Raw genomic sequence first — 18,122 nt, forward strand, 5'->3', positions numbered from 1 at the left:
CCGTATTTATCTGTTTTTAAATGGTGTTAAAACGATCATTTATGAAGCGTTACCAGCCCAGGTTCTGAACAAGATTCCTATTCGCTGTGATATTTGCTTCGCTGATTGGCCAGAAATAATCCTTCGAAGCAAAGGTTTGGTTGAACAGACTTACCGGTCTGTAATATCCGACCGCAGCTTCCTGCCCCATATCCCAGGATGTGATCGATGTGTTCAACTCCTTGGCTGCTTCTTTCCAGCGTCTTAAGTCCCACAAACGCTGTGATTCAAAAGCCAACTCAATAAGTCTTTCTTTATGAATGATCTCACGCATACCCGAAGTGCTGCTGAACTTTTCAGGATTGGTGGAAAAATTGGTCCAAGATGACTGTACGCTGTTCAGACCTGCCCTTTCCCTTACCAGATTGATGTATTTAAAAGTCTCTTCACTGGGTGTTGCCTCCGATTCATTTTGAGCTTCGGCATACAGCAGATAAAGATCTGATAAACGGATAATAGGCCAAGGAAATGGATTTGTAGAACAGGTAGTACCGACAATCACATTTTGGTAATGCACATATTTTTTTATGTAATATCCGGTCACCGTACTAAAATTAGCCTTTCCAGCTCCGTTGCGTTGTTTAAACTTGGCCTGGAGATAAAATAATTCCTGACTGTCGTCATACTTACCCTGTCCGTACCAAATCCCCCCATCAAAACCAAGATCCGCATAAAATCTTGGCTCCCTGTCAAAATTAAGCTGGGCAGTTTCATAGTCCTTTCTAATAGATAATTTTTCATTTTCCTGAGCTGTACGCAGACTATACCTGTTATTATAGTTCCATGTCTTATCTTCGGTAATGGGAACGCCATTCCTGGAATAGAACATCTCAGCGATCTTTAAAGGAGGAGACAATTCGCCCCTGATACTGGAAATATCGAGCATGGTTGGATCCCACCAGGTGGCTGCCAACGTTTGCAAGGTAGTTACCGCAGGCAGGGTTTGCGTATTGGCCCAGATAATCTCACTATTCCATTTTTCGGCAAAACTATTCCTGATACTCATCTGCGTTTTGGTTGTGGGCGTGATGTTGTATTGCTGAAAATCAGGATTAAAAGTATATAGCTTCATCCCTACAGAATGACACAGATCAATTGCCTTTTTACAGGCCACAGCCGCAGAATCCCACTTTACTTTTGAATATACAGGATTAAAAAGGGCTGTTCCGTCTGCATTTTTAAGTCTGGCCTGTTCTGCATTTCCGTTAAAGAGGGGACTTGCTGCAGTAACCAGTACCTTAGCTTTCAACGCTAGCGCAATGGGCTGCGTAATGCGCCCCGCCTCTGTTGTGGGGTTAACCACGGTAAGGGGAAGTGATTCCACAGCTTCGTCTATCTGGCTGGTGATATAACTAAAGCATGAATCTACCGGATCACGCTTTACCCGCATCATATCTGGATCAGCGTCAATTGATAAATTATTTTTGATGATCGGCACGGGACCATACATCCTTACCAAATAAAAATGGTAGTATGCTTTTAGGAACTTTACCTCTGAGATCCATCGTCTCCTTTCTTCTTCATCCAGATCAGGCACTTTTCCTACGTTTTCTAAAAAGATATTACAATCTCTAAGCGCCCTGTACAAATTAGTCCACCTGTCACCATATGGCGAACTCACTTTCTGAAAGCCCCTGGCTATTTGAAAATAAGCACCTTTAAGCGGCTGATCCCATATCTCATCACCGGCAAGGATACCAGGATCATCTGTAAGATCGCCTTCTTTAGGCATGTATGAATAACAGGTGAACAGGAATTTTTGGGCTTGAGTACGCATGGTAAAAGCACTTTCTATCGTTGGCACGTTATCGGGCACAACATCCAGGTATTTTTTACAAGAGCACATTGTAGATAATACAAGCAGCACAAATGCCACCTTAATTATATTTTTTTTCATCATATTCATCGACTTTGTTTGTATTACAATCATGATTCCTTAGTTAAATGTCACGTTAATACCCACATTAAATACTTTTTGCAGTGGGTAGCCCAGGCCATTCCCTCCCATTTCCACATCCCATAAATCAAACTTGCTAAAATTGAAAAGATTAGTCCCACTGGCATAAACCCGAAATGAACTGGTGCCCATTTTTTTCTGCCAGCTTTTTGGAAGTGTATAACCAAGTTCAACTGTTTTAAGACGTAAAAATGCCCCATCACGCATGAACCAGGTACTGGTTTGCGAATTATTTTCATTGATTTCAGGACTTAATCTTGGCCATAACGCATATACATCTCGGTTGTCTTCCGACCAGTGGCTGTCGGCATATGCTTTCAGTAATTGATTATTTAATATTTTACCATCAAGTACTTTATCCGCAATTTCTGCGTCTGTTCTGTAAGAAGCAAAGGGTGAGGTAGCTTTAGCATCTATCCAGAAAGACTCATTGGCAAGTCCCTGGAAGAATCCACTAAAGTCAAAATTTTTGATGCCCATTGAAAATCCAAAACCATAAATGATCTGAGGAACGGTTGGATTACCGATCGGCACTTTGTCGGCCTCTGTAATCTGTCCGTCGCGATTTACATCAGTATACTTGATGTCACCTCCCCCATACTCACCAAAATTTTGTTTAGGTGAGTTTAAAGCTTCTTCATCATCAACAAATAACCGCTCGGCAATATATCCATAGGATTGATTTATGGGATTACCTACTTTGTAACGGTACGCTTCATTATACTGAGGTTCTTCGTATACTTCAAATTTATTTGCTGCATAAGTAAAGTTTCCTCTTGCCGAGAACCACATATTGTTGTTCAGCGTTTCAGAATAATCTATAGAGATGTCCGTTCCTTTCCCAGATGCTTTCCCCACATTGGCCCGTACCGGAGAGGTCAAGCCCAGGGTATTAGGTACAGAACGGGTCATCAGGATATTGTCCCTTGATTCATTATAATATTCTGCCTGGAAATTTATTTTATTAAAGAGTCCTATTTCCAGCGCAAAATTCTTTTTTGTGGCAACTTCCCAGCTAATATCCGGGTTAGCATACCTGGATACTGACACCCCCTTCAGGGTAAACATTTCACCTTGTCCATTGCCAAATGTTGCCGACCTTGGGACCGAATTCATATCAACATTGGAAAGATAAAAAAACCGATCGCTCTTGTCACCAATGGCATCATTACCGATAAGGCCATAGGTAGCACGCAATTTTAAATTACTGACTATTGGCTTAATCCTGGAAAAAAACTTTTCATTGGAAATATTCCATGCGACACCTGCGGCAGGGAAAAAGCCAAAACGCTTGGATTCATCAAAACGTTCCGATCCGTTATAACCAAAGTTAAACTCTGCGAAATAGCGGTTATCATAAGAATAAGTTGCTCTCCCTGATACACCAAGGTTTCTAAAAGGAAGGGATTCCTGAAGATCACCTGCGTTTGCTTCAATATTTTCCATCATCCTGTAAACCAGCAAACCATTTACACCGTGCTTGTTAAAAGTTTGATTATAGTTGAGCATCGATTCCAGGTAAAAAGAGGATTGAACTATTTTTTGCCCTTCAGTATAGCCCAGATATTCTGTAGCGGTTGACTCATTCAGGTTGGTAATGGTGTATTTATCATTCAGTTGATCATATCCCCCCAAAGTATAGAAGTATGGGGTATAAGCTCTGTTCACGTCAAAATATGATGTTCTGTTCGCATTTAACATCGTGCGGAATGAAAGTCCCTTTATGATACTTGACAGCTCTTGCTTTACTTCAAACTGCGCCAGCATAAGTGATCTTGAGTAATCTTTGTATCCTTTTGTCATATCGGCATAAGGGTTAAGGTAATTTCCCCCACCATAGTTTCCATACATAATGTGGTTTACAAACTGATGCTGTTCATCAGTCGGGAAATACGCAGGAAACAACGAAGGATTAGACCTCATTACCTTTCTATACATACCCGAACCACCGTCTATCGGCCCACTGTAGTCATCAAAGTTTCCACTCAGCCGAACAATCATTTCGGTAGATTTCGTTACATCAACAGTAACATTTGAACGAAGGGTATAACTTTTCAGGTTGATATTGTTGTTATAATTGTTGCGCTGATCAACATTTAGCATACCATTATCCTTATTGTAGGCACCGGAAACAAAGTACCTGGCAATTCCACCGCCACCACTGATATTCAGGTTGGCGCGCTGGGTAATGGCATTGTCCTTAAACAACATTTCTTTCCAATTATTAGCAGGATAAATGATGGAATTTTTACCGGCCTGAGTATTGACAATCTTTTCCTCCGAATAGAGCAGTGTGCCCAATGGGTCCCTTGTTAAGATGGCTTCATTGGAAAGTCTCATATAGGTAATTGGATCAGCTAGTTCCAGATCCTTAGTTGCGCTGGATACAGAATTCTCCAAACGGAAGGATAGTTTTGCTTTTCCAACAGCACCTTGCTTTGTAGTAACCAATATGATACCATTTGCCCCTCTTGCACCATATACAGCTGTCGAGGTCGCATCCTTTAGTATGGAGAAGCTGGCAATATCATCCGGCTGAAGCCGGGCAAGATCTGTTGTTGTCAGTTCCATACCATCAATCAAAATTAATGGAGAGGTATTGCTTCCGAAGGTTGTAATCCCCCGTACAAAAAAATCTGCATTGTCTTGTCCCGGTTCTCCGCTACGCTGATAAGCGATGATACCAGCCGCACGTCCAGCCAGTGCGGTAGTCAGGTTGCTGGAAGGAACTTTCAGATCCTTTACGTTGATTGAAGTTACCGAACCTACCATATCCGTTTTTTTCTGGGTTCCGAAGGCTACTACCACTACTTCGTTTAGATTTCCTGAGGCGGATTCGAGTGTAACATTGATCAGTTGCAGCCCAGAGGCAACGATTTCCTTTGTGATGTAGCCAACCATGGAATACTGGATGATGGCTTTATCATTAGGTACTGAGATCAGGTATCTGCCATCTGTATCGGTAATGGTTCCAATAGATGTACCTTTAATCCTCACGGACACGCCCGGAACACCTCCCATGGAATCACGAACGACTCCCCATACCTCTTTAAGTAGCGCCTTGGTTACCGGTAAGTTCCGTGATGGTGAAACAGGCATAGTACTTACTGAAATTGTTTTTTCCTGGACGGAAAAAATCAGCCTATATTCTTTTTCGATAATTTTGAGGGCATCCAGCAAGCCCATATTATTGAAGCTGATCTTATTTAGTCGCACAGCCTCCAACTTTTCACTGGAATAGGAAAAGGAGTAACCGGTAGATTGTTTCTCCAGCTCCTTAATCAGCTGCAATGCATTTCCATTCGAGATGCTAATTGAAACGGACTGGTTAGATCCAAGTTGCTGCGCATAGGTGCCACCATGATAAAACACGGTGAACAGCAGGACCAGAAATAATTTGGTAAAATTATAATTCATTACTAATTGTTGATTATGTGAATTGTATTGTCTTTAATGATGTAGGTCATATTATTCGCAAACAATATGCTATGGAGGGCTTCCTGCCAGCTAACAACGTGGAAAGAAGCGGTCACTTTTTTCTTTTCCATTTCAGTTTTGTCAAACTGGATGTTTAAATGATATTTTGTACTTAAGCGTTCTATAGCGGTTGCAAGTGGAATGTCATTGAAAACCAGGGCTCCATGCGTCCAGGCGTCAGGAGCTTCCACAGCAGTGGCCCTAACTTCTATTTTTCCGGTTCCAGTATCATAACTAGCCATATTCCCTGGCAGCAGGAATACCTTATTGTCCTGATTGTCCTGATCTTCTATTTTTACCTTTCCCCGGATCAGCGAAACATTCAAATGGTTCTCTGTGGGATAGGCCTCAACGGTAAAAGCTGTACCAAGTACGATGGTATTGATATTAGCGGAACTGACAATGAAAGGCCGTTGTTTGTCTTTCTTCACATCAAAGTATGCTTCGCCGACAAGATGCACCGCTCTGTTTAATGTATTATAGTTGCTCTTCCAACTGATGCTCGAGCCCATATTAAGCATAACCCGAGTACCATCAGGCAATGTTACAGCTCTAATGTGTTGGTTTCCTGATGCAACCTGGTATTGCTGTATCGGATGATTCTTAAGCAAATACCCTCCTATGGCCAGAGTTAGCAAGGCAAAGGAAAGTACAGCAGCAATCTTTTGTACAGACAAAGATCTATAAAGCTTTAATATTTTGTTCTGATGCACATGGGCATGTAAATTCAGGCGCATACGTTCCTGTATACGGAGTTCTTCTTCAGCAGAACCAAATGCTTCGCCCCCGGTCAAATCCAGTCTGCTGTACCATTGCTGTGCTGTTTGTTTTTCTTCTTTAGTGGCTACTCCTTTCGCCATCCTGTTAAACAGGTTCTTTAACGTATACTTTTTTGGTCTCATTCACCTATAAAGTCGTAGAGAAACCAAAAAGTACCAGAAACTTATCGTTAAGCTTCTATTAACTTATCGTTAACCAGTAAAAAAGAGCAAGAAAAAATATATTCAGTGAAAAATCTGCAGTCGCCTTTCTTAGCCGCTGCATAGCGTTGGCAGTTTGGTTCTTAACGGTCTGGTTGGAAATATCCAGCGATTCTGCAATTTGCGAAACCGAATATTTACCAGATCTGCTCATCACAAAAATCCTCCGCATTTTTTTTGGCATATTGGCCACGGTCTTATTGATAAGGGCAAGAGCCTTATCAAACTGCTGCCTATGCTCTTCATGTATCGCTGGTGTAGCAACGGACTCTGCAGGGGTATTGCTTAGGAACTCTTCAAAATCTGCAATATGAAGCTCGCTGAATCCTTTACGGCGAAAATAATCAGCGACTTTAAAAATCAGCATGCTGCGCAGATAGTGTTTAAAGGGGGCATTAATTTCTGGTATGTTTTTTCTTCTATCCCAGAGATCTGTAAAAACCTCTTGGACAAGATCAGACGCATCATCACTACTTCCTGTCTTCTTTAACGCGTGCATATAAAGCGTTTTCCAGAAACGCAGATATAATTCGTCAAATGCTTTATAATCAGAATTACGCAATAATCCCAGTAGCGCAGAATCTTCTAATTGTTTCACCCGCCAAAAGTGAGTAAGCTATATTACCAGAACATTGTGGACATATTAAGTCTTCCTATATTTTATTCGCTATGTTTATTTGCTATGTTGAAAAATACAGATATTGGATTATATTTATAGGATAATTTCTATAAAAAAAACAGCCCAGATGTTACCATATAAATCATTAATCCAGATTGACCGAAATGCACCTGTGACCTTACACATCCAGGTTTGCAACATATTTATCTTATTGATCACCAACGGTACACTACAGCCATCAGATATATTGCCTAGCTCCCGCGTATTAGCGGAGTTGATAGGTATCAATAGAAATACCGTTAAATTGGCCTATGAAGAGCTGATTAGTCAGGGCTGGGCTGAATCTATTGAACGAAAAGGAATTTTTGTACTTTCCAACTTGCCAATAATTTCCAAGCCCCAACTTCCAGAACCAACCTTAAATAAAAATGTTCAGGAAGCTTTCATCTGGACCAACAAGTTTAGTAATGCAATTCCCAGCAACAACCTCCACAAAGCAGATCTCGCTATTGATGCGGGTTTTCCTGATGTACGCCTTGCACCAGTTGATCAACTCATGCGGGAATATCGAAGCATCTCCAGAAAATTTTATGGAAAAAACTTCCTGAAATACGGAGACTCCAAAGGCTCCCAACATCTGCGATCCTCTCTTTGCGATTATTTATCCAACACCAGAGGCCTAAATGTTTCTTCTGAACAAATAATCATTACAAAAGGTAGCCAAATGGGGATTTATTTAGCAGCTCAGCTATTACTCCAACCTACAGATAACATCGCCGTTGGAATTTCAAATTACGGTTTTGCAGATGACACTTTCAGCTATGTCGGTGCAAATCTCCTGCGGGTCCCTATTGATGCCAATGGAATGGATATTGATTATCTCGAAGCGCTTTTAACAGTCAAAAAAATAAAGGCGGTATATATCATTCCGCACCATCACTTTCCAACAGCGGTAACCACTAGCATGGAACGAAGGTTGAAACTATTAAAACTTGCCAAAGAACACCGGTTTGCAATCATTGAAGATGATTATGATTTTGACTTTCATTATGATAATAAACCTTACCTGCCATTAGCAAGTATTGATCACAATCACAACGTAATTTATATCGGTTCCATTTCAAAAACTTTTGCTCCCGCCTTGCGAATTGGATTTATGATTGGTCCTACAGCTTTTGTTGAAGCCGCAGCCTCATTAAGGGGGCTGATCGACAAACAAGGAGATACCTTACTGGAAGATGCTTTTGCCATGATGTTTGACAATGGCGAAATGGATAGGCATTTCCGAAAGTCACTAAAAATATATAAGCAGCGTAGAAATCTTTTTTGCGAGATCCTCAAATCTGAATTCAACGAAGTCATAGAATTTGAGATACCAGATGGCGGGCTCGCTGTCTGGTCAAATTTTAATCAAAAGATTGATTTAATCAAAACCGCTGAAGAGGCTTTAAAAAAAGGTCTTTACATCGAAAATGGACATTTTTATAAAAATGAATCCTTTTCGGCTAATGGGATGAGAATGGGTTTTGCTTCCCTCAATGAAAGTGAAATGATAGCAGCATTGGGTATCTTGAAAAAGGTTATATAGAATACGGAAAAATTTATACAGTTTTGTTCCGAAAAATTTCGTAAATTGTATAGGGGGAAGAATTCAAGTATCATGTTAGATTACAGTAGTCACACCGATCAGCAATTACTTCTGATGTTGCGAGAAGGAGATCGGCATGCTTTTGACTATTTGTATGAAAAGCACTGGGATAAAGTTTATGACCAGGCTTTTAAAAAACTAAACGATGGAACCATGGCCAAGGACATCACCCAGGATGTTTTCATCTCCTTGTGGACGCACAAAGAAACTAATTACATCGACAACCTTGAAGCCTACTTGTTTTCTGCCTGTCGCAACAACGTATTCAGGCAGCTAAAGATAAATAACCGCTTCCTTCCGATAACTGACCTGATCATGGAAGCAAGAGTATATTACCCACAAGCGGATGCCGAAATCTTACTCGAAGAATTCTTTAAGAATTATGAATCCCTGGTTAGTTCACTCCCAGCCGCCAAACAAACTATTTTTAGAATGCGTTTTCATGAAGATCTGACTACTTCACAAATCGCTCAGGAACTTAAAATTTCCCGCAAGACGGTACAAAACCAACTGGCCAGGGCACTGACCATACTTAGGGCTTCTCTTTTGTCCATCGCTTACTTAATGAGCCAAAACCAATAAAAAAATATTTTCATTCCGCGTGGGGCTTTTTCCATTTGCCTACTCATGTTGTTAAATAGCAGCAATTACAAATGGAGAAGGCGCAGTTTTTAGACATTTTGTCAAAATATATTGAAGGAAGGGCTTCTAAGCAGGAAGAACAGTTCCTTCATTCTTATTACCAGTTCTTTATGGCTGAAACCAGTGTAATAGAGCTCTTGGAGAATAAGGAAAAAGAACGATTAAAGCTGGCTATTAAGGCGGGCATTGATGCGCGTTTAGAACTGGCTCCATATCCTGTGGTTAAAAAAGTAAGCTTATGGCCTCGATTTGTGGCAGCCGCGGTGTTGCTACTGAGTACCAACCTGGCAATTTATTTCTATACCAACCGCAATCAGGGGGAAATTATTCAGCATACTAAATATACAAATGATGTGGCCCCTGGTAAGCAGGGAGCAACCTTACTCCTGGCTAGTGGTAAGAAAATCCATATTTCTGAGGCAATCAATGGATTGCTGGCAATGGATCCAGGGGTAAAGATAACGAAATCCGCCGATGGGCTGATTTCCTATCAGGCCATTAAGGATAAAAGTAATACCGCAACTGCTTATAATACATTAACAACAGCAAAAGGCGAAACATTCCGGGTACAGCTCCCAGATAATAGCATTGTTTATCTAAACGCTGCATCCAGCCTGCGTTACCCTACAATTTTTAAAAATGGGGAACGGAATGTTGAACTTTCCGGTGAAGCCTATTTCGAAGTAGCAAAAAATGCAAATAGGCCCTTCCGTGTGATCACCGAAAAACAAACTGTTCAAGTATTAGGCACTCATTTTAATGTAAATGCCTATCCTGCGGAAGAATATGCAAGGACAACTTTACTGGAAGGTAGTGTGAAAATACTTAGTGATGGTAATGAAGCTTTACTTAGACCCGGACAGCAGTCTGCCATAGCTAATGGTGCCAGTAAACCAGGGATACAGATCAATACAGTTAACACATCAGAAGCAGTAGCCTGGAAGGATGGCTGGTTCCAGTTTGAAAACGCAGACATCAAGACCATCATGAACCAGATTGGCCGTTGGTATAATGTAGAGGTGATTTATCAGGGTAAGCCTCCTGAGGATCACTACAAGGGGAAAGTATCCAGAAATGTAAAGGTATCACAGGTACTGAATATATTGGAAACAAGTGGGATTAACTTTAAAATAGAAGGGAAAAAGATTATCGTAAAATAACTACTCAATCACATGTAGTGTATGGCTAGGCTGTACACCCCCTAGTGTCAGAAAAAACCGGATCATGTTCGTGCATGACCCGGCAGAAGGTCTGAGACTAGCTTTTATACCATTACCAATCAACTAATCAGTAAACTCAAACCTTACGAAAGTATGCAATTTCTAACAAATTGTGAACCGTGGCATTTAAAATTCATGCGGTTTAAAAAAATATTCATTATCATGAAGCTAACCACTTTACTAATGATCATAGGCTGTCTCCAAGTAAATGCAGCCGTTTTTAGTCAGACCATCAACATGACTGAAAAGAATGTAAGTCTCGAATCTGTTATTTCACAGATTGAGCAACAGAGCGGATATAACTTTTTTTCTAAACTTGAACTGATCAAGGCTATGCCAAAAGTTAGTGTAAATTTTAAAAATGCCACCCTGAAGGAGGTATTGGATCAACTTTTTGATAAGCTCCCATTAGTTTATACGATCATTGAAAAAAATGTAGTCATCAATTCCAAACCAATCAATGGCCTTATCATTAATTCAGTCAGAAAGATTCCAACTTTAATAATTGGGACCGTACTTGACGAACATGGCGAACCCATAGCTGGTGTAAACATCAAGGTCAAAAATACCGACCAGCACAAAAGCACGGATAAGGATGGAAAATTCAGTATGCTGCTGGCAGAACCGAACGCCGTCCTGCAATTCAGCCACATTGGCTATATCCCCCAGGAAGTATCCATTAGCGGTCTTAAAAATCCTATAATCGTCAGATTAAAAATTGCAACAAGTGAACTTGATCAGGTACAGATATTGGCTTATGGAACAACGACTAAAAGGCTCGCGACCGGTAGTTCTACCACAATAAAAGCCGTTGAATTGATGAAAAACCCTGTCCCAAATGTTTTACAGGCCATTCAAAACCGCGTCCCAGGTGTATTCGTACAACAAAAAAGTGGACGTCCAGGGACACCCTTTCAAATATCCATCAGAGGAAAAAACTCTCTTGGTGGCGCTAGTCAGCCCTTATTTATAGTAGACGGTGTACCCTATCCAAGTGGAAAATTGCCAATGCTGGGTAATTTCCCTTCTGATGAATTAAAAGGTGGCAATGCACTCGATTACCTCGACATGTCAATGATAGAAAGTATAGATTTTCTAAAAGATGCGGATGCTACCTCTATATATGGGTCCAGGGGCGCATATGGCGTTGTCCTGATCACTACCAAAAAGGGTAAGGCAGGAGAACCCTCATTTAACATAAATATGAATACAGGTATAACTGTTCGGGGTGTAAGTCCAGAGTTCTTAAATACGGAACAGTACTTAGAATTGAGAAGAGAAGCAATTGCTAATGATAAGGCAACTCCCGGACCTTTTGATAAAGACCTCAATGGAACCTGGCCCCAAGACAGATACACAGATTGGGTAAAGGAATTGAGTGGCAATAGGGCTATGGTTACCAACGCCAACGCTACTTATTCTGGTGGTAACGAAAGGATAAATTTCTTAATTGGTGCCAGCTACAATAAGCAGAAAGATATTCAAAGTGTAAAAGGATCTAATCGTAGGGGCGGAATTAACTTTAATCTGAATTCGAGCAGCAAGGATAATAAATTTTACATCAGTCTTTCAGGAAGTTATACCGATAACATCAATGACATGGTAGCTTATGATTTTGGATCTGGCTATTCTACAAATTTAGCACCTAATGCACCTCCACTATACTTACCCGATGGAAGACTAAACTGGGAAACTGGTGAGAACGCTGCAAGAGTATTTAATATCATCAATAAAAATAACACCAATAACCTGATCTCCAATGCCGAAATAAAGTACATCCCTTTAAAAGGATTAACTTTAAGAACAAATATTGGATTTAATCTGCTGTCATCCAAACAATTGAATGGTACACCTAGTACTTATTATAATCCATCAGTTGCTTATACGACAGAAAGTACGGTACAGTTTTATAATAATCGTACACTTACATTTGAACCAAATGTCAACTATGTTCACAAGCTAGGCGGGAAAGGCACCCTAAATCTTACTTCAGGAGCCACAGTGCAGAATGCACTAGATTACAACAATACCATTACAGGAAATAATTTCCTTTCTGACGACCTACTATACAATCCTAGCTTTGCAGATAAAACTAACGTAACAGCAAGCTACAACCAAAGTCCAGGACGATATCTCGGATTCTTTGGTATTGTGAATTACAATTGGGATAATAAATATATCCTAAACGTGAACGGCCGTTATGACGGATCAACAAAATTTGGAAAAGATAACCAGATGGGCTTTTTTGGATCCTTAGGCGCTGCATGGATTCTCAGTGAAGAGCGCTGGTTTAAGAAACTCCTTTCCCCTATCATAAACTTTGCAAAGATCAGAGGAAGTTATGGCACGGTGGGTGGAGACGGTATTAACAATTACCTGTTCTTAAATACTTTTACAAATGGAACTCCTTACCAGGGAAGTGTAGGCTTAAAGCCAGATGCTTTAGCTAACCCATCTCTACAATGGGAAAAAAATGAAAAAGCGGAGATCGCACTTAGCCTGGAATTTCTTAAGGGACGCATTGGGATTGAGGGCGCTTACTATAAGAATAAAACATCCAACCAGCTGCTTCCTCAACCGCTATCAAGTGTGACAGGTTTCACAGGTATAAGTGTAAATTCTCCGGCAGTATTGAAAAACTGGGGTTATGAATTGGAACTGCGCAGTAATAATGTTAAAACTCGCGATTTTAGTTGGAGCAGTGCCTTTAACATTACCGTTCCAAAAAATGTGCTGGTCTCCTATCCAAAAGTAGAAGTTCTTCCAAATACCAATTGGGTAGTTGGAAAACCAATAACGGGGGTAAAACTGTTCAGGTACGCCGGTGTTAATCCTGCTACGGGTAATCACAGCTTTTATAAAGGAGATGTGATTAGCGACTGGCTTCCTTTTTTTAGCGCCGGTTTAGATGATGTTAAAGATCGTACTGAATTTATAGATTTATCACCCAAATATTATGGTGGCTTCCAGAATACTTTCAACTATAAAAATTTTAGTCTGACTGCCTACATTACTTTCACAAGTCAAATGGGCAAGAACATGCTTGGCTACCAAACCTTTACCACTCAACCAGGTACTTTTAATAACAATACCTCAACGATAATGCTGAGAAGATGGAAAAAACCTGGTGACATAACGGACGTTCCCCGTGCTATACAGGGTACCACAGCGATATTCCAGCAGCAAAACTTCATAAATAGCACCGGCGCATATACCCGTGTTAATTATGCCCGATTAAACAACGTTAATATTTCCTATACATTCCCAACTGAAATGCTAAAAAATCTTTCTATCAAAAGACTGAGTATTTATCTGCAGGGCCAAAACCTCTTAACAGTTTCTAAATATGGAGACTTTGACCCCGAAAATATGGGGGCAGGACAAGGTCCGTTAAGAGTATTTACGGGTGGTGTTAATTTAACTTTTTAAACAGCAGCATTATGAAACTTAAAAATATATTTGCGATTTGTTTGCTTACAGCGACCTTCGCAACAGGGTGTAAAAAATATTTAGAAATACCACTTCCGCTGAATAAAATTTCCGGATCAAGTGCTTTTACAAATGACAAGTCGGCGGCGGCGACCATAAGCCATATTTTAGGAAATTTAGCTATCAATACTGAATTTGATGGACAAGGAATAGGTTTTCTCACAGGGGAGTACAGCGATGAACTGACAAATCAGTCGCCCAACGCTGATTTGAACGCTTTTTACCGAAATGCAATTACAAGTAATCTTGCCCGCAAATACTGGTCAGATTTTTATATTCATATTTACAATTGCAACCTGGCCATTGAAGGTATACGTGCTTCGACTTCGCTTATCAATTATAAAAATCAATGGATTGGGGAAGCATTGTTTTTGCGTGCATTGCTTCATTTTTACTTAACAAATATTTATGGGGATGTGCCTTTGGTGACGAGTTCAGATTTTAGGATCAATAATGTACTGGGTCGTACGCCCAAAACTGAAGTTTATAAGCAGATTATTGCTGACCTCCAGGAGGCTCAATCGTTATTAAGTACTGATTATCGCAATGCTTCGGGAGTTACGACTACAAGTCGGAGCCGTCCAAACAAGATTGCAGCTACAGCACTGCTGGCAAGAGTATACCTTTACGCCGGAGAATGGGCTAAAGCTGAAGAGCAGGCAAATATATTGATTAACGATAAGGCTAATTATGAATTACCTGCACCTGCACAAACTTTTTTGGCGGCAAGTAAGGAAACTATCTGGTCCTTTGCTATCGATGCAACTACGCCAGGTCAGCCCTGGGTAAAAGATTACAGCGTTTATTTTAATGACGCACCCACCGTTTTTGCAGTATCAAGAACATTGCCTAGCTATGGTGTAACCGCCACCTTAAGCCCTACTTTGGTTTCTTCTTTTGAAAGTACAGATCAGCGGCTAACGACATGGGCCAGTAGAATAACAACAACCCCTGTAGCTCCTGCCTTACCAGAAACCCACTATTTGGTGACCAAATATAAAAGTAAAGTAAATGGTGTAGAAAATATAGTGATGTTGAGACTTGCAGAACAGTATCTTATTCGCGCGGAGGCCAGAGCCCAGCAAAATAATCTGATCGGTGCAAATGCTGCGCAGGCAGACATTAATGCGGTACGAAGTAGAGCAGGTTTAACTGGGACTGCTGCAGTGACAAAAGTTGAAATGCTGGAAAGTATAGCAAAGGAACGACGTACCGAGCTTTTCACAGAAGTAGGTCACCGCTTTTTTGATTTAAAACGTACAGGCACAATTGACGCTGTAATGTCCGTTGCATCCCCACTTAAAGGTGGCATCTGGACGAGTCAAAAACAGATATGGCCAATTCCAACTGCAGATATCAATGCTAATCCTAACCTGACCCAGGCTCCCGGATATAACTAATAATTATAAACTTATTTGATAATACTACCAAGAGTGAAATGCCTAAAAGTATGCATCTGACTCTTGGTAGCTTCGTTAGTCAATTATAAAAAGCAATGAAAACTTCAAAAAAAATCATTATAATATACCTTGCAATCTTAATCTCTGCAATCTCCCTGCATAGCATTGCACAGGTAAAGGATACAGCTAAGGTCATTGTCAAAGGCAAAGGTGCTCCCTCCGCTATAACACCGACAAAACCTCTTCCAAGAACAGATGGATTAAAATCCTATGAGGAAATTATCCCTGCAAGTGCCAATACGTCCAGTGGCTTTTTTAAGGTACATAAGGTCGATGAAAAATATTTTCTAGAAATCCCTGATTCTTTGTTAGGTAGAGAATTACTAACAGTAAACAGAATCTCCAGATCGGCTGCTGATTTCAGAAAACCCGAATCAAGGTCTGTTTCTTATGCAGGGGATATGATTGGTGAAAACGTGTTCAACTTTGTGAAAGGCCCATCCAACAAAATGTTTGCATCAATCACTTCGTATAAGGAACGTACAAGCGATACGTCAGCGAATAGCCTTTATAAAGCTATTCAAAAAAGCACTATGCAGCCTATTATTTCTTCATTCCCTATTAAAACTATTAACAGCAAAAATAATAGCAGTGTAATAGAAATAACCGATTACATTAGTGGTGACAACCCACTGTTCGGTTTTGACGCTGCGCAAAAAACGTTGTCAGGTTTACAAAACCCCATTGCAGACAGGTCTTATCTGAAAAGCGTAAAAGCTTACCCAATGAATATAGAGATCAAAATGGTCAAAACCTATCAAAAATCAGATGGGGCGCTCGCGCCAGTGCTTGTCTATACATTTGAGATGAACAGTTCTATAGTATTGCTACCAAAAACACCAATGAAAGCAAGGCAATATGACAATCGTGTAGGATATTTTTTCGATGAGTATACGGATTTTGACCTTAATCCGCGTGGTGTAAAAACCGTTGGCAATATCCTTCGCTGGAGGATGGAGCCAAATGCTGGTGACCTTGAAAAATATAAACGGGGTGAGCTGGTTGAACCGGCCAAACCGATTGTCATTTATATTGATCCGGCAACACCGAAAAAATGGGTAAATTATTTAATCCAGGGCATAAATGACTGGCAGATCGCCTTTGAAAAAGCAGGTTTTAAAAATGCGATCATTGGTAGAGAAGCCCCTGTAAACGATTCTACTTGGAATATTGATGATGCAAGGCACAATGTACTGGTATACAAACCGGCAGACGTTATGGCTTCTAGTGGAGATATAATTAGGGATCCAAGAAGTGGTGAAATTTTAGAGGCCCATATTAGCTGGTACCACAATGCGACAGATCAGCTTTACAAAGCTTACATGATACAAGCTGGAGCAACAGATCCACGTGCCCGTAAACCACAATTTGATGATGAACTAATGGGCCAACTTATGCGGTCTGCAGTTTCACAGCAAATCGGCAGCAAACTTGGCCTGCGTTATAACCTCCATGCTTCTTCTACAGTACCAGTAGCCAAGCTTAGAGATAAATCCTGGGTGGAGAGAAACGGTATTTCCTCCTCTATAATGGACGACATATGTTGTAATTATGTAGCTCAGCCTGAAGATCATGCTGATGGTAACATTATGTTTTCCAGAATCGGCGATTATGATAAATGGGCTATTGAATGGGGATACAGATTGCTTCCTGATAGTAAAACATCAGCAGAAGAAAATACCATATTGAACAAGTGGATCATTAACAAGTTAAACTCTGGAAAACAATATGAATTTGGCGGCGAAGACGGATCTTCATTTAGCACGGTAAATGACCCTAGCAATCAACGCAATGATTTAGGTAACAATGCAGTACTTGCGGGTACTTATGGTATTAAAAACCTAAAAAAAGTGATGCCGAATCTGATAAAATGGACTCAAAGACCGTATGAGAATTATGATCGTGCCGGGGAAATTTACCTGGAATTGGTAAATCAGTATGAGCGTTACCTGCAGCATGCTGCTTACACAATTGGTGGCTTATATATTACACCTAAAAATAGCGACCAGCCAGGCGTAGTTTACCGTTTTGCAAGTAAGCAAAAACAACAACAGGCAATGGTCTTTTTACAAAAAGAACTATTTGAGACCCCCTATTGGTTAAAAGATAATCAACTGTATGCATTAACATATACTAGTTATAATCCAGTAATGACAGTTCAAAAAAATGTCCTGTCTATTCTCCTGGATTCCCGCTGTATCGCCAAGTTAATAAGTTTTGAAGCATCTGATCCGCAAAAAGCTTATACAGCAGTTCAGATGCTGAGTGAATTGAAAAAAGGGGTGTTTTCGGAATTGCCACTACATAAAAGTATCAATGTTTATCGCAGGGAATTGCAAAAAGCCTATGTGCTAAAGTTAAGCAATATGCTTCAATCCGGAACCGGGGCAGATAGTGAGGTCGGATCAGTGATCAGGTCACATGCAAAGGAATTAATGGCGGAGTTTAGAAAAGCTTATACAGGAACTGCTAACAAGGTGTCAAAAGCCCATCTGGATGATATGAAAGAACGCTTATATCTCGCTTTATATAATCCTGCGGCATTGCCTGCACCTCCATCACAAATAAAAAAGGCCATTTAACAAAAAATA

At 40.4% G+C, this 18,122-nt stretch carries 10 protein-coding genes; 6 read left to right on the forward strand and 4 right to left on the reverse strand.

All coding sequences use genetic code 11. The features are described 5' to 3' along the window. Nucleotides 1-49: 49 nt before the first annotated feature. The 4 genes from EZ444_RS01900 to EZ444_RS01915 are packed head-to-tail and all read right to left on the reverse strand — an operon-like array spanning nucleotide 50 to nucleotide 7,051. Nucleotides 50-1,939 (reverse strand): RagB/SusD family nutrient uptake outer membrane protein, encoded by a 1,890-nt coding sequence (locus EZ444_RS01900; RefSeq protein ID WP_131607214.1) that lies wholly within the window; start codon nucleotides 1,937-1,939, stop codon nucleotides 50-52. Between the two features lie 36 nt (nucleotides 1,940-1,975). Further along, the gene (locus EZ444_RS01905) at nucleotides 1,976-5,413 is read right to left on the reverse strand and encodes a SusC/RagA family TonB-linked outer membrane protein (RefSeq protein WP_225874600.1); all 3,438 of its coding nucleotides are present in this window, start codon (nucleotides 5,411-5,413) and stop codon (nucleotides 1,976-1,978) included. 2 nt (nucleotides 5,414-5,415) lie between these two features. Next, nucleotides 5,416-6,375 (reverse strand): FecR family protein, encoded by a 960-nt coding sequence (locus EZ444_RS01910; RefSeq protein ID WP_131606677.1) that lies wholly within the window; start codon nucleotides 6,373-6,375, stop codon nucleotides 5,416-5,418. Nucleotides 6,376-6,433: 58 nt separating this feature from the next. Further along, nucleotides 6,434-7,051, reverse strand: a complete 618-nt coding sequence (locus EZ444_RS01915) for an RNA polymerase sigma factor (protein WP_131606679.1) — start codon at nucleotides 7,049-7,051, stop codon at nucleotides 6,434-6,436. Between the two features lie 148 nt (nucleotides 7,052-7,199). Between EZ444_RS01915 and pdxR the strand changes: the two genes are divergently transcribed. From pdxR to EZ444_RS01945, 6 genes are all read left to right on the forward strand, one after another. After that, the gene (gene pdxR / locus EZ444_RS01920; RefSeq protein ID WP_131606681.1) at nucleotides 7,200-8,660 is read left to right on the forward strand and encodes a MocR-like pyridoxine biosynthesis transcription factor PdxR; all 1,461 of its coding nucleotides are present in this window, start codon (nucleotides 7,200-7,202) and stop codon (nucleotides 8,658-8,660) included. Nucleotides 8,661-8,732: 72 nt separating this feature from the next. Continuing rightward, a complete protein-coding gene (locus EZ444_RS01925; RefSeq protein ID WP_131606683.1) occupies nucleotides 8,733-9,302 on the forward strand; it encodes an RNA polymerase sigma factor in 570 nt (189 codons plus the stop codon). Between the two features lie 71 nt (nucleotides 9,303-9,373). Beyond that, a complete protein-coding gene (locus EZ444_RS01930; protein WP_131606685.1) occupies nucleotides 9,374-10,522 on the forward strand; it encodes a FecR family protein in 1,149 nt (382 codons plus the stop codon). Nucleotides 10,523-10,744: 222 nt separating this feature from the next. Continuing rightward, nucleotides 10,745-14,011: a SusC/RagA family TonB-linked outer membrane protein gene (locus EZ444_RS01935; RefSeq protein ID WP_165503494.1), complete on the forward strand. Its 3,267-nt coding sequence runs from the start codon at nucleotides 10,745-10,747 to the stop codon at nucleotides 14,009-14,011. Between the two features lie 11 nt (nucleotides 14,012-14,022). Further along, nucleotides 14,023-15,471: a RagB/SusD family nutrient uptake outer membrane protein gene (locus EZ444_RS01940; RefSeq protein ID WP_131606689.1), complete on the forward strand. Its 1,449-nt coding sequence runs from the start codon at nucleotides 14,023-14,025 to the stop codon at nucleotides 15,469-15,471. Between the two features lie 95 nt (nucleotides 15,472-15,566). Further along, nucleotides 15,567-18,113 (forward strand): zinc-dependent metalloprotease, encoded by a 2,547-nt coding sequence (locus EZ444_RS01945; RefSeq protein WP_131606691.1) that lies wholly within the window; start codon nucleotides 15,567-15,569, stop codon nucleotides 18,111-18,113. Nucleotides 18,114-18,122 lie beyond the last annotated feature (9 nt).

The organism is Pedobacter hiemivivus, from assembly GCF_004331685.1.
GTDB classification, from domain to species: domain Bacteria; phylum Bacteroidota; class Bacteroidia; order Sphingobacteriales; family Sphingobacteriaceae; genus Pedobacter; species Pedobacter hiemivivus.